Raw genomic sequence first — 12,367 nt, 5'->3', positions numbered from 1 at the left:
AGGCAGTCAGCTTACGATGTGGATTCAGCCGGTCGTTCTTATGGGGCACGATCTACCTACAGCCGTTCTGGGGGTAGCGGGGGGCTTGCTACGTGAACTAAAATTTTATTCCTCACCTTGAAGTCGTGTCCAGGCAGCATTGATAATTTCTTCTGAAGCAGAGTCAGGCTCAAAGCACCCTAGAGCTTCAACCAAATCGAAATTCTCATTCCAGAGCTTAAACCGATTGCGGATCCATTGTCCAAAGGAGAGATGTAGATCAATTAGGTTATCTTCAGGAGTGGCCTTCAAAGTCGCTTTATCCTCATCACTGAGTTCTCGAAGCAAAAAATCAACTGCCTCATCCAGGGTCTTGGAAAGCTGCTCTGCCATCAAAAGTTTCCTCCAAAAACTTTATAATCTCCCCCCAGACGGCATCGGTAGCCACGGGGTCATAGCGGTAGCCATCGTCTCTCATGAAGGTGTGGTTGGCTTCGTAGAGCAGGCTCCTATGCACTATTCCAGCTTCATCCAATGCCGTCAGGATTTTCTCTCTTCCCTCTAGCGGTACGTGGGGATCTAGAGTGCCAAAGACCGTCAGCACCTGGCCCTTGATTTCGCTGACCCGCTCAATCGTATCGGCCACGCCTCGACCCAGCTTACCGTTATGGATTCCAGTGGGATAGCAGCACACCGCCACCTTCACCTCTTGCAGCAGGGTCGCTCGAAAAGCCAGGTGCCCCCCAATACAAAAGCCCATCGTGCCCAGATGCCCAGGAGCCACCCCCTTCTCTGCCTTCAACCAGTCCAGCACGGCACGGGCATCGGCATCATACTGAGCAAGTTCAGTTCGTCTGGCCGCATCGTTGCCGCGCAGCCTTCCTAGGTCGTCAGGAGCGATCGCAGTACCGATAGGCTCAAGCCGATGAAAGATCTCAGGGGCAGCGACCACATAGCCATACCCCGCCAACCGATCCGCCAGTAGCGTAATGGGCCGCCCCAACTGGTAGATGTCGGAGTAGAAGAGGATGCCGGGGTACTGCCCTTCGGGTTCTGGGGACACGACATACACCCGCATAAGGCTGTCATCAACCGTCAATCCAATGTTCTGGTGCTTGACCTGCATGGGCTAACTCCTTGAGGGGTAGGACACGCGGGCATTATAAGGGGCAAGCCAAAGATGCTGGTGCGCGAATGTCCCGAGGATAAGGCTCTGCGGTCCGTTCCTGCGGTAAACGCTCAGTCTATAGCCGCCCTGAGAGTGCTCAAGCTGTTTGCTATGTCTACGCTCAAGAGTGAGACAGAACGATTATGATGCCTTGGATTTTGCAAGAATATTATGACCCCCCAGACCTGCATCCAGGCGATCGCATCCCACACCCCATTCAACCCAGCAGAGGCAGAGTCCATCGCCGCTACGTTGGCCTTCTTGGAGCAGCAAAGCCGTTATTGGCAACGAGACAACTACTTGGGCCACCTCACCGCTTCAGCATGGGTAGTCAATCCTGCAAAATCCCATGTGCTGCTGACCCACCACCGAAAATTCAACTGCTGGCTTCAGCTTGGGGGCCATGTAGATGAGGGGGATAAATCTCTGTTAGCCGCAGCCCTGCGCGAGGCCAGGGAAGAATCTGGCATCCCGGTGATTGAGCCTCTACAGACCACCATCTTCGACATCGGCCACCACCCCATCACCACAGTCAAAGAACCACCCCATGTGCATTACGACATCCGCTATCTACTGGTGGCTAGGACGATGGAATTTGTGGTGTCTGAGGAATCTAACGACCTGGCCTGGGTGCCCCTGGCAGAGGTGGCTACTATCAGCAGTTCCACCGCCCTACAGCGTATGGCCGATAAGCTTTGCTAACTGGCATTCGGAATGTTGACGGTGCATGCTCCTACGACAAAGTATAAATTATGGTTACCCCAAACTCTCCAGCTCAATGTAGGTTCTAAACTAGGAACAGATGCTCCTAGTGGGTAACCCTATGGAACTGTCAACCAAATCTATTGCTGCGATTTCAGGGCTCGGTGCTTTGGCTGTAGGTGCGATTGCCATTCCATTAATCTTCTCATCACCTATTGCCAATCCACTTCAGCAACCTGGCCGTCCCGGTTGGCAAATGCCTATGAACCAGGGAGCAGGCCGAGGCCATCACCAGCACATGATGCAGATGATGCAGGCCAACAATGAGTTTGAGTTTTTGAGCCTGATGATTCCCCACCATGAGGAAGCCATTGCTACCGCTCAACGGGTGCTTGAGTACAGCGACCGTCCGGAAATGAGAGCGTTTGCTCAGGACATCATTGAGGTGCAAACCGCCGAAATTGAGCAGATGGAAGCCTGGTTGGATGCGTGGTACCCCGGTCAGGAAACCAGCCAGACCTACTCTCCCATGATGCGTGACCTCAGCCAGCTCGAAGGAAATGACCTGGATCAGGCATTTTTGGAAGACATGATTATGCACCACATGGGTGCTGTGATGATGTCTCAACGTCTGGTGAATCACGGCCTAGTTGAGCATTCTGAAGTTCAACCCTTTGCTCAGAACATCGCCAATACCCAGCGTCAGGAAATCTGGCAGATGCAGGCGTGGTTGCAAGATTGGTACGGTATTAGCGGGATGCCTGGGCCAATGCATCAAGGTCGGCGTTAGCTAAGCTTATTGTCGCTACAAGCCATTATCAAATAATGTGAACTGAACCCCTCGTTTCCATAGCCACCCTTATCTCTGTCTACAGTAATTGCGCAAGTCGTAGCCCCTGTTATAGGTAGCCGTAGCTGTGAGTGCTCATACGATGTGGATTCAGCGGGTCGCTCCTATGGGGGACGGTTCACCTAGAGCCGCTCTGGGGGAGCGCAGGGGATTTGCTAATTTTGGTCTGTGCTCCTGAATTCCCCTAGCAGGGGGTGTCCACCGTCAGCAGTTCCACCGCCCTACAGCCTATGGCCGATAAGCTTTGCTAGCTAGCGATTACCTACCTTCCCTGGGCAACGTAATCCAAGTAGATACCTTGCTACAAAACCCCTGCCGAGAGCTATTGAGTGGCCACAGCAGGGGTTTTCTTATTAACCATGAGGTAGAAAAGATAGAACCTTATCCTTCAGGTCACTAACCATGACGACTCGTGCTGTCTCCTTTTGGCTCAATCCTCAAGAACTTAGCTTTCAGTCTGAACAAGAACTCCCCCATCTAGCTGATGTAGTTGTCATCGGGGGTGGCATCACCGGAATTAGTACCGCTTACTGGTTAAGTCACCTGGGGCTACGTCCTGTTGTATTAGAGCGAGGAGATCTGGCTTGCGGAGCCACAGGCCGCAACGGCGGTCATTTTGTCTTTGGCACAAACCAAAGCTTCAAGGATTCGGTTGAGGCTCATGGTCTGGCTGACACCCTTGCTCTCTGGGACTTTACGCAGCAGAGTGCTCAACTCTTGCGGGACTTGGCTCACCAGCACAACATCGATTGTGATCTGCGCTTCAATCGGCTGGTTTACTTGGCTATGGCTCCCGCACAGGCCCAATCACTTCAGGAAAGCTGTGAACTCATGATGTCTCATGACTTGGCTGTAAAGTATTGGGATAAGAAAGAGGTTGACCAAAATACTCAATGTTCAAGCTTTTTGGCAGCAACTGTAGAGCCTCATCATGCTCAACTGTGGCCTGCCAAATTGGTTGTAGGTCTTGCCAAAGCCGCTCAACAGCAACAGGCTCACATTCAGACTCAAGTAGAGGTTCAGGCTGTCACCCGGCAGGCAGAAGGGTTTAGCATCATGACCAATCAGGGAGAGATCCAAACAAAGGCCGTCGTTTATGCCACCAATGCTCTGAGCTATCATCTGCTACCGACGCTCAAGGGTGTCATCGTACCTGTCCGGGGGCAGGCGATTGCTACAGCTCCAACATCCCAATTATTCGATTTTGACTGGTGCCTAAGCAATGACACTGGATACGCTATTCAGCGACAGGATGGACGGATCATCTTTGGCGGAATGCGGTGGAAGTCGCCAACCAAAGAAATTGGCATTGAGGATGACTCCACGTTGGAACCCTTAGTAGGCGAGGGCCTTAAAGCCTTTTTGCGCGATACGTTTCCACCCCTCAACGATGTAGCCATTGAATACGAGTGGACAGGCATCATGGGCTTTACTGCTGATGAGAATCCTTTGATTGGAGAACTGCCGGGCCGACCAGGAGAGTACATCTCAGCAGGATACACAGGGCATGGAATGCCGGTTGCCATCGCCGCAGGGAAGGCGATCGCTGAACAGATTTCGGGTTCAGCCCAGACACCTATCCCCAAACCATTTCGGCCAGAGCGATTTTTGCTGACCTAGAGGCAGACCACAGGGCGAGGAGAAATGGATCAGTGTCGCAAGACTTCAGCCTAATGTGCGATCGCATATCCCCCCAAGCCCCCAGAGCTGAGCTGCCTTTACTCGTCCTCATCCAGGTAATCGGCTTCGTCTTCGTCTTCCACCTCAATCTCGACATCTGCGACTTCCACCGCAGCGCCGCCAATCTCCAGCTTCTCTCTCACCTGGGCCTCGACCTTCTGGGCAAACTCAGCATCCTCAAGCAGCCGCTGAATCGTGTTGTCGCGCCCCTGGCCCACATTCTCGCCTTCGTAGCTGTACCAGGCCCCTTTACGGACGATCACCCCGTGCTGCTCGGCCAAGTCAACCAAACAGCCCATGGTCGAGATGCCTTGACCAAAGAGAATGTCGAACTCTCCAATGCGGAAGGGTGGGGCAACTTTGTTCTTGGCCACTTTCACCTTGGCGCGAATGCCGTACTCTTCAGTGCCCTTCTTCAGCGTTTGGATGCGGCGAATGTCGAGGCGTACAGAGGCGTAGAACTTGAGCGCATTGCCCCCGGTGGTGACCTCGGGGTTGCCGTAGGAAATGCCGATCTTTTGGCGCAGCTGGTTTAAGAAGATCACCGTACACTGCGACTTGCCAATGCTGCCCGTGATCTTTCGTAGCGCTTGGCTCATTAGTCGAGCTTGCAGGCCCACGTGAGCATCGCCCATCTCCCCTTCAATCTCAGCCCGTGGCACCAGCGCCGCTACTGAGTCCACCACGACCACATCAATAGCTGACGAGCGCACCAGCTGATCCACCACCTCTAGGCCCATCTCTCCGGTATCTGGCTGGGAAACCAGCAGTTCTTCAACGTTCACCCCCAGGGCGGCGGCATAGATCGGGTCGAGGGCGTGTTCAGCGTCTACAAAAGCGGCTACCCCGCCTGCCTTCTGCACTTCGGCTAGAACGTGCAGGGCGACGGTGGTTTTACCCGAACTCTCAGGGCCGTAGATTTCAATCACTCGCCCCTTAGGTAGGCCACCACCCAGGGCCAGGTCGAGGGTTAGCGCTCCGGTCGAGATGGTTTCAACCTTCATGCGGGCAGCATCGCCCAGGCGCATGATCGCGCCTTTGCCAAAGTTGCGCTCAATCTGGCCGAGCACCATTGTCAGCGCCTTTTCCTTCTCCACCTGCTCTGGTGTTTTCTTCGTTCCTTCGTCGGTCTTACTGCTGCCTTTTCTTGCCGCCATGATTTCCTCGGTGGTACAGAACAAGACCCCTGAACCCCAGAACAGTTGTCTTTAGAGATTTAGTTTAGTACACTTGTTCCAGATCGCAATAGGTAGTTATCTAGACCGCAGGGATAACTGAGATTAAACCCTGACTGCCTGACAGAAGTAGGTGAAAGGCTTGAAACCTCGTGACGCGAGGGGAAAAGGGTGAGGTGACATGAGACGCTGAAATTTGCGTCATCTCAGGGTCTGTACCATGTCAGCCACCACCTGCCTCTATGATCAAGTGCTGCCACTGCTGCGTCAATATAGCCATCGCCGTGACCTGCGGCACCTCAAGGCGCTGGCTTGGATGGTGACCGCGCTGGTGTGCAGTGGTCAGTTGAGCCTACCGGAGTGGGAATCGTATGTACCCAGTCGCGCCCGCCAGGCGCAAAGCACCGAACGACGATGGCAGCGCTTCATGGGCAATCGTCGGGTCCGGGTCAAAAGTCTGTACGTGCCGTTGGTGCTAGCGGCCATCCATCGGTGGAAAGGGCGACGACTCTACTTGGCGCTCGATACCACGGTGCTGTGGAATCGCTACTGCATGATTCACTTGTCGGTGACCTGCTGCGGACGAGCGGTGCCCCTGCTGTGGCGGGTTTTGGAGCATTCGAGTGCCACCGTCAGTACGGAGCGATATCTCCCCCCGTTGCGGTTGGCCCATCGGCTGTTGCAGCCCTACCCTGATGTGATGCTGTTAGCCGACCGAGGGTTTGCCAACCATGACCTGCTGGAGTGGTTAAGCCAAAGTCGTTGGCACTATTGTTTGCGCTTACCCAGTGACGTGGTGGTCCATGGCCCCCGCCGTCATCCCATTGAAGTCGGCTATCTGTGGCCCCCCAAGGGCGAAGCCCGTTTCTATGAGGGCATTGGTCTGTGGACGGATGGTCGCTGGCGCTGCAACCTGGTGCTGGCTAACGTCAAAGGCGTCAAGGAGCCCTGGGCTGTCATCACCGATGAGCCGCCGTCCCTCAATACCCTGTGGCAGTATGCCCTTCGGTTTCGAGTCGAGGAGCTTTTCCTCGATTCAAAATCCGGGGTCTTTGAGCTAGAAGCCTCCGGCATTCGCTCGGCTCCAGCCCTCGAACGACTCTATCTCATAGCGGCTGTCGCCATCCTCTATGGCACCACCCAGGGCATGGCCGTTCAGCTCGATGGCCTCCGCACTCAGGTTGACCCTCATTGGACTCGGGGCATCAGTTACCTCAAAATTGGCCTGCGCTGGCTCAAAGGAGCCGTCAACAAAGGGCGTTCGTTGCTCAAACCCATCCCCCTATTCACCGTTGACCCTGAACCCTGCTTTGCCTCTAAAAAAGCTGAAGTCCGGTACTATGACCGCATCTGGTTCTCTAGAATCCAGTCCTTGTGCTGCCAACTACCACCCTGGGAGGCCGTATAAAGATGTGTCAGGCAGTCAGGATTAAACCTCCCACTGCAAGGGGGTAACCATGGCCCAGCAGACCGTCATTGAACTTATCGCCTTTCCCGACTGGATTGTGGCTGTGACCCACCGCCGTACCACGGGCTTTTGCTGCTGGGTGATTACTCCTGAACTTGTCGCCCTGACCGATGGCGAAACCTACAGCACCAGCCAGGATGCCCTAGAAGCGGGGCGCAGTCTGGTGTACTGCTCTACAGAGCCACCGATCGACTTTAGCCGCTGCCGCCTTTATGACTAAAGTTGAAAAAGTCTAATCTTGTCAGCCTAGGTGGTGGTTAACCCATGAATATCGAAAAGACCTCGGTTGGTTATGAAGCGCTAGCAGAGAGAGAACATTTTGTCTTTCCTGGCGGCACCGTTGCCTATCGAAAGATTAGCGATACCTGGGCTGAGCCATTGGTTGAAGGCGCAGGTAAGCCCATGACGCCATCTGACCCCGTGTATAGAGTCGCTGTATAAGCTGTTGTAGCCTGGTGTGGTGGTTGAAACCTTAACTGCTGCCGCCTTTACCAGGACTAGCGAATCCCTCAAAATGGTCATGTTGCGCCATCTCATTGAACTATGGCCAAAGACCTGCTGACACTCTACGAGCCCATCAACACCCTCAAGCCCGTTGACGACAATATCTGGATTGTGGATGGCCCCATTGTCCAGATGGCACTGTACGGCACCGCTGTCCCTTTCACCACCCGAATGACAATTGTGCGCCTGAATAATGGCGGACTGTGGTGCCATTCCCCCACTGAACTAACGCCATCTCTCAAGGCTGAGATCGACAGTCTTGGCCGGGTTGAGCATTTGGTGTCGCCCAACAAGATCCACTACGCCCACATCCAAAGCTGGGCCGATGCCTACCCCCAAGCGATCGCATGGGCCTCTCCAGGGGTGCGAGAACGGGCAGACAGCCAGCAGATCCCTACCACCTTCCACGCTGACTTGGCCGACACCCCACCGCCCCAGTGGGCCACAGAGATTGACCAGGCGATTATTCGTGGCAGTCGGTTTCTAGATGAAGTGGTGTTCTTCCACCGGCAGAGTAAGACGCTGATCCTGACTGACCTGATTGAAAACTTTGAGCCCTCGAAGGTCGATAAAACCTTTCGCTGTTTGATCCACCTGGTGGGTATAGCCTCCCCCAACGGCGGGACACCCCTAGATTTGAGGATGACCTTTCTAGGCCGCAAAGCCCAAGCGAGGCAGGGTTACGAACAGATGCTGGCCTGGGCACCTGAGAAGATCATCCTGGCCCATGGTCGCTGGTTTCCAGAAAATGGTGTGGTCGAGCTAGAGTGGGCCTTTCAGTGGCTTAAGTAGTCCACGATAGAGCCGAGAGAGGCGATCGCCTCGGTGGGATGAGTTGGTGGTAGCTCAATAGCCCTACTCCCTGCGATCGCCCCCATCAACTTGGGCACACTAGGCCCACGGCGGACGAGAGCGGATCGCTAGCCGTAGCCAATCTGCACCTTTAACTTGCAACCTCTGAGACTGTCGCTGGTCTTGGAGGTTTTGTTGCTGAAGTAATTTCATCTCAAGACATATTGAATATTTGATCACAGCCATCTAAAAGTGTTCCAGCAATCTCAAGTTGCTCAACATCGTAATGCTTGAGGAGAGCAGTACTTAGCTCTCCACTCTCAGATTTAGTTATAAACCGCTCACTTTCTCCCTCAAAAACAGTTGTTTCAACCTCATTATCTGACTTTAATACTTTTCTAGAACAACCTCCATCACTATTAAGATGACCCTCAGATACGATTACGATATTTCCTCGCTTACGTAATACAAGAATGTACTCACCTCCATCAAAAGGGGGTTCTTCAGAACTCAGGAGATAGTCTCCATCTTTCGTAAGATCTTGCACTCTTCTTGGCATGAAGGAATACTCTTCACCAGGGGTTAAGGCGATATCTTGAAAACCATTAGAAGAAGTACCTTGAGGAGGGTTGCTATTGCTAAATTTCTGCAAAATACCCACAAGCTTGTTAATGCGATCGCGGTTGAAGTCAGTTATACAATCTGCATGAATCAGATTTGGCGTAGCACCCTGTAACCCGTCATGCTGAGCTAACGCCCTATCCAAGTTGCAAGAATTATCGCGGGACGTCATCCATGCCTCATGATCCTCCTCGACCAGGCCTGTCAAAGCCTCAGTTCCGTCTGGAGGGGCTACTGAAGCTACTACAGCCATTAATTGTTCATAAGCCTGTTTTGCTTCAACTTCTGTAGTCTCAGCATTCTCATACGAGCAGCTTGGATCAACATTACAGGAGTCTGATTCGTCGTTTTCCGATCTAGCCATTGTTGTAGAAATTATTTCAGAGCTGGATTCGGGAGTTTGAGTTGGACTTGGTTGAGGATCTGGTGCACTGCTTTGTTCCTCGCTTTTGCAACTCGGCATGAGAACAAGTAAACTAATTATCAGGGGAGACATCCATCTAAAGGAAGCTTGCCTCATGCTTTTAACCGCCTTGATCTGAAAGAATGACAAGTCCAAGCTACCAACAAGAACTATTAAAAGGAAGTCCGTTTTAAGAAGCTATACACTCCCATGTAGATATCGGCATATTTACAACTGTCTTACTCGTCAATTGTGTTGAATAAACCCTGATTCTCATTGGGCAGTGGTTCTCTCCGCCCTGGTGTTTAGCAGCTATGCCCTGATTCAGCTTCACCAGTTGTTCTTTCAAAGCAATGGTGCGGGTGGCCCTGGCTGGGCGATCGGTCAACCTCAGACTCAGTGGAACTTCCGCCTGGGCAATCAGCCGCTGCCCGAACTCAGAGCCCTAGCGCTGGAGTTGGTGAACCGCGATCGCCAGGTGAATGGTCTACCGCCCCTGGTCGAAGATCCGTTGCTCGCCCAGGTGGCCCAGCGTCATGCCGAGGACATGCTGAAACATCAGTTCTACGACCACGTTAACCCCGATGGCCAAGACCCCTCAGACCGCTTTAGGGCGCTGGGGGGTCAAGCTGGGGCCGGGGAAAACATCATGCAGCAGAAGGGGACTATTCCGGTAGCCCTGTCCTTTGGCCTGGTGGAGGAATACCAGAAGGGGTGGATGTACAGCCCTGGCCATCGGGAGAATCTGCTAACACCTCACTACACCACCTTTGGCTATGGGATCGTAGCTAACTCACTAGGCACAGAGATCTATGCGGTGCAGTTGTTTAGCTTTCCGCCCTAGCTGCTGAAGGACATCGAAAAGTCTTGCACCTTTGACTTTCAAACAGTAGGGCCAATCGGGGATTACGGTTTATTGCCACTGCTCCAGAGGAAATTACAGCTGGTCTAACGTCATAGATATATTCACTATGAACCCATTCAAGGAGAACAGACCATGGCGGCTAAGATCCTGATGCTGGTTGGCGACTTCGTAGAAGATTATGAGGTGATGGTGCCCTTTCAAGCGCTACAGATGGTGGGCCATACCGTTCATGCCGTGTGCCCCGATAAGAAGAGTGGTGAGCTCGTGCGCACCGCTATCCATGACTTTGAGGGCGACCAAACCTATTCTGAAAAGCCTGGTCACAACTTTACTCTCAACGCTACCTTTGCCGACATCAACCCCATTGACTACGATGCTCTGGTCATTCCTGGTGGTCGCGCCCCTGAGTATATTCGCCTGAATCAAGATGTCATTGCCGCTGTTCAGCACTTTGCCCAGGCCAACAAACCAATTGCGGCGGTCTGCCATGGGGCTCAATTGCTAGCCGCTGCCGGGGTGATCAATGGCAAACGCTGCTCAGCCTATACAGCCTGCGGCCCAGATGTGAATGCGGCGGGTGGGCAGTATGTTGAGGTGCCTGTGACTGAGGTGGTTGTTGATGGCAACCTGGTGACGGCCCCAGCCTGGCCCGCTCACCCTCGGTGGTTAGCTGAATTTTTGACGGTTCTGGGGACTCGCGTTGAACATGCTGAGTTGGTAGCAGCTTAGGTCATAGAGGCTATTGCCTTGGGGTCGTTCTCAATCCCCAGACTTGCAGCGCACCCGCGCACCATCACCGATCGCATTGGTGGGGTAGGTTTTGAAAATCCTCTCTACCCCCTGGACATAGCCCTCTCTCGTATAGGCTGGGGCGGTGGTCAGCAGCGCCTCAATCAGCTTCTGGGTAAAGAATGGCGACACAGTGAAGAACCGCAGGGCTTTGACCGTCATCCCTGGCCAGTCGGTCAAAATCACGATGATGCCCAGGTGGGCCTCTGGGATAGCCCTGAAGTCGTCAAAGTAGGGCAGAGCCTCGGGGTGGAATCGGGCCAGGTGGAAGGGGCATTCATGCCAGGGCAGTACCACTTTTCCCTGCTGTGGTTGACCAAAGCCCTTAGCGCCTACTACTTCAAACACTCGAAAGCAGACAAAGGGCATGGACTCAACGACGTTCAGCCCAAATTCAAATACCCCGTGCTCGATCCCTCTGATTTCCCTTAGCCGTGGATTGCTCAGGCTGATCACCAGCTCGCAGGAGTCATCGGCCCATCTAAATCTTGATCCCTCAGCCTCGTGGGGGCGCTCTAAGCGCTCTCCTATAGCCATCTTCTCTATCTGTTCAGCCATGGGGTTCTGAGGCCTACAAGGGCAGAAACAGCATAGCAAAGGCTACAGGTCACTTTCGCCAGGGCCAGCGGGTGCCCATCTCTGTCGCGGCTGACCAGCACAGGTACTGCACAAAGATAGTGACGCCAGCGAGGAAGGGCAAAATATCGTCAGGCATAGCGTAGATTTCACCTGGGGCCATGGAACCATCGAGCATCCCTATCCTGCCAAAGCTGCTACTCATTCGCCACGGGCAGACCGCTCTCAACGTTCAGGGCCGGGTCCATAGCCAGCAGGACACCACTGGACTTGATGAGATAGGCCGTTGGCAAGCCTCGCGCCTGGTGGAGGTGTGTCGGGGGTACGGGGTGCGATCACTGTTGGCCTCTCCCGAACAACGGGCGCTAGAAACAGCCCAGATTGTTGCTGATGCCCTGGGGGTGCCCCTGCAATGTTCTGAGGCGTTGAAGGAGCGGAACTGGGGCCAATGGTCGGGGGAGCCGTGGTTACAGATTCACGAGCGGTTGAAGCCCATGTCGTTGGAGGAACGGTTTACCTTTGTGCCGCCTGGGGGCGAGTCGTGGCAGCAGATGGAACAGCGACTGATGGGCTGTGTTGAGGCTTGGCGGGGGTTGTCTGAGTCGGTGGCTGTGGTGGCCCACGGAGGGCTGCTGCGGGCGTTGATACCACTGCTGCTGGATGAGCCTAGGGAATCGAGCTTTCGCTATGACTTGGAGAATACTTCGGTGTCAGTGTTTGGGGTCAAGGGTGAGGGGTTTGAGGTGGTGGGGTTGAATGGGGTGGGGCATTTGGAGGCTGGGGGTTGAGGTTGCT

Annotated in this window: 15 protein-coding genes; 10 read left to right on the top strand and 5 right to left on the bottom strand. The window is 53.9% G+C overall.

Annotated elements, in window-relative coordinates; genetic code table 11:
- Positions 1-105: 105 nt before the first annotated feature.
- Entirely contained in the window at positions 106-372 is a 267-nt protein-coding gene (locus RRF56_RS01355; RefSeq protein WP_317033613.1) for a DUF6794 domain-containing protein, read from the bottom strand.
- Positions 341-1,105: a dienelactone hydrolase family protein gene (locus tag RRF56_RS01350; RefSeq protein WP_317033612.1), complete on the bottom strand. Its 765-nt coding sequence runs from the start codon at positions 1,103-1,105 to the stop codon at positions 341-343. The genes RRF56_RS01355 and RRF56_RS01350 overlap by 32 nt, the downstream gene beginning before the upstream one ends.
- A gap of 213 nt (positions 1,106-1,318) precedes the next feature.
- Here RRF56_RS01350 and RRF56_RS01345 point away from each other — a divergent pair, with 213 nt between their 5' ends.
- The 3 genes from RRF56_RS01345 (at position 1,319) to RRF56_RS01335 (ending at position 4,319) form a co-directional block, all read left to right on the top strand.
- Positions 1,319-1,849, top strand: a complete 531-nt coding sequence (locus tag RRF56_RS01345; protein ID WP_317033611.1) for an NUDIX hydrolase — start codon at positions 1,319-1,321, stop codon at positions 1,847-1,849.
- Between the two features lie 121 nt (positions 1,850-1,970).
- Positions 1,971-2,639, top strand: a complete 669-nt coding sequence (locus RRF56_RS01340; protein ID WP_317033610.1) for a DUF305 domain-containing protein — start codon at positions 1,971-1,973, stop codon at positions 2,637-2,639.
- A gap of 462 nt (positions 2,640-3,101) precedes the next feature.
- On the top strand, positions 3,102-4,319 hold the full coding sequence (locus tag RRF56_RS01335) for an FAD-binding oxidoreductase (RefSeq protein ID WP_317033609.1): 1,218 nt from the start codon (positions 3,102-3,104) through the stop codon (positions 4,317-4,319).
- A 98-nt stretch (positions 4,320-4,417) separates the two neighbouring features.
- Here RRF56_RS01335 and recA read toward each other — a convergent pair whose 3' ends face one another.
- Positions 4,418-5,536: a recombinase RecA gene (gene recA, locus RRF56_RS01330; RefSeq protein WP_317033608.1), complete on the bottom strand. Its 1,119-nt coding sequence runs from the start codon at positions 5,534-5,536 to the stop codon at positions 4,418-4,420.
- 238 nt (positions 5,537-5,774) lie between these two features.
- On the opposite strand from recA, the gene RRF56_RS01325 reads away from it, so the two are divergent.
- The 4 genes from RRF56_RS01325 (at position 5,775) to RRF56_RS01310 (ending at position 8,318) form a co-directional block, all read left to right on the top strand.
- Positions 5,775-6,962 carry a transposase gene (locus RRF56_RS01325; RefSeq protein ID WP_317033607.1) on the top strand — a complete coding sequence of 396 codons (1,188 nt, stop codon included), beginning with the start codon at positions 5,775-5,777 and terminating at the stop codon, positions 6,960-6,962.
- A gap of 49 nt (positions 6,963-7,011) precedes the next feature.
- On the top strand, positions 7,012-7,242 hold the full coding sequence (locus tag RRF56_RS01320; protein WP_317033606.1) for a hypothetical protein: 231 nt from the start codon (positions 7,012-7,014) through the stop codon (positions 7,240-7,242).
- Between the two features lie 44 nt (positions 7,243-7,286).
- Complete coding sequence (locus RRF56_RS01315; protein WP_317033605.1) at positions 7,287-7,463, top strand: hypothetical protein; 177 nt, start codon at positions 7,287-7,289, stop codon at positions 7,461-7,463.
- A 102-nt stretch (positions 7,464-7,565) separates the two neighbouring features.
- Positions 7,566-8,318 carry a DUF4336 domain-containing protein gene (locus RRF56_RS01310; protein ID WP_317033604.1) on the top strand — a complete coding sequence of 251 codons (753 nt, stop codon included), beginning with the start codon at positions 7,566-7,568 and terminating at the stop codon, positions 8,316-8,318.
- A gap of 214 nt (positions 8,319-8,532) precedes the next feature.
- Here the strand turns inward: RRF56_RS01310 and RRF56_RS01305 are convergent, their stop codons facing one another.
- Complete coding sequence (locus RRF56_RS01305) at positions 8,533-9,402, bottom strand: lysozyme inhibitor LprI family protein (RefSeq protein ID WP_317033603.1); 870 nt, start codon at positions 9,400-9,402, stop codon at positions 8,533-8,535.
- Between the two features lie 223 nt (positions 9,403-9,625).
- Between RRF56_RS01305 and RRF56_RS01300 the strand changes: the two genes are divergently transcribed.
- Both RRF56_RS01300 and RRF56_RS01295 read left to right on the top strand, forming a co-directional pair.
- On the top strand, positions 9,626-10,186 hold the full coding sequence (locus tag RRF56_RS01300; RefSeq protein ID WP_317033602.1) for a CAP domain-containing protein: 561 nt from the start codon (positions 9,626-9,628) through the stop codon (positions 10,184-10,186).
- A gap of 153 nt (positions 10,187-10,339) precedes the next feature.
- Positions 10,340-10,936, top strand: a complete 597-nt coding sequence (locus RRF56_RS01295) for a DJ-1/PfpI family protein (protein ID WP_317033601.1) — start codon at positions 10,340-10,342, stop codon at positions 10,934-10,936.
- 30 nt (positions 10,937-10,966) lie between these two features.
- On the opposite strand, the gene RRF56_RS01290 is transcribed toward RRF56_RS01295, so the two are convergent.
- Positions 10,967-11,554, bottom strand: a complete 588-nt coding sequence (locus RRF56_RS01290; protein WP_317033600.1) for a hypothetical protein — start codon at positions 11,552-11,554, stop codon at positions 10,967-10,969.
- A 179-nt stretch (positions 11,555-11,733) separates the two neighbouring features.
- On the opposite strand from RRF56_RS01290, the gene RRF56_RS01285 reads away from it, so the two are divergent.
- On the top strand, positions 11,734-12,360 hold the full coding sequence (locus tag RRF56_RS01285) for a histidine phosphatase family protein (protein ID WP_317033599.1): 627 nt from the start codon (positions 11,734-11,736) through the stop codon (positions 12,358-12,360).
- Positions 12,361-12,367 lie beyond the last annotated feature (7 nt).

Source organism: Nodosilinea sp. E11 (assembly GCF_032813545.1).
Classification (GTDB): domain Bacteria; phylum Cyanobacteriota; class Cyanobacteriia; order Phormidesmidales; family Phormidesmidaceae; genus Nodosilinea.
The sequence above is the reverse complement of the archived record's forward strand: the minus strand, read 5'-3'. Positions and strand labels throughout refer to the sequence as shown.

Bases quoted from the DNA above. Each gene is read 5' to 3' on its own strand.
- RRF56_RS01355 (WP_317033613.1), bottom strand. From the start codon at position 372: ATGGCAGAGCAGCTTTCCAAGACCCTGGATGAGGCAGTTGATTTTTTG.
- RRF56_RS01350 (WP_317033612.1), bottom strand. From the start codon at position 1,105: ATGCAGGTCAAGCACCAGAACATTGGATTGACGGTTGATGACAGCCTT.
- RRF56_RS01345 (WP_317033611.1), top strand. From the start codon at position 1,319: ATGACCCCCCAGACCTGCATCCAGGCGATCGCATCCCACACCCCATTC.
- RRF56_RS01340 (WP_317033610.1), top strand. From the start codon at position 1,971: ATGGAACTGTCAACCAAATCTATTGCTGCGATTTCAGGGCTCGGTGCT.
- RRF56_RS01335 (WP_317033609.1), top strand. From the start codon at position 3,102: ATGACGACTCGTGCTGTCTCCTTTTGGCTCAATCCTCAAGAACTTAGC.
- recA (WP_317033608.1), bottom strand. From the start codon at position 5,536: ATGGCGGCAAGAAAAGGCAGCAGTAAGACCGACGAAGGAACGAAGAAA.
- RRF56_RS01325 (WP_317033607.1), top strand. From the start codon at position 5,775: ATGTCAGCCACCACCTGCCTCTATGATCAAGTGCTGCCACTGCTGCGT.
- RRF56_RS01320 (WP_317033606.1), top strand. From the start codon at position 7,012: ATGGCCCAGCAGACCGTCATTGAACTTATCGCCTTTCCCGACTGGATT.
- RRF56_RS01315 (WP_317033605.1), top strand. From the start codon at position 7,287: ATGAATATCGAAAAGACCTCGGTTGGTTATGAAGCGCTAGCAGAGAGA.
- RRF56_RS01310 (WP_317033604.1), top strand. From the start codon at position 7,566: ATGGCCAAAGACCTGCTGACACTCTACGAGCCCATCAACACCCTCAAG.
- RRF56_RS01305 (WP_317033603.1), bottom strand. From the start codon at position 9,402: ATGCCGAGTTGCAAAAGCGAGGAACAAAGCAGTGCACCAGATCCTCAA.
- RRF56_RS01295 (WP_317033601.1), top strand. From the start codon at position 10,340: ATGGCGGCTAAGATCCTGATGCTGGTTGGCGACTTCGTAGAAGATTAT.
- RRF56_RS01290 (WP_317033600.1), bottom strand. From the start codon at position 11,554: ATGGCTGAACAGATAGAGAAGATGGCTATAGGAGAGCGCTTAGAGCGC.
- RRF56_RS01285 (WP_317033599.1), top strand. From the start codon at position 11,734: ATGGAACCATCGAGCATCCCTATCCTGCCAAAGCTGCTACTCATTCGC.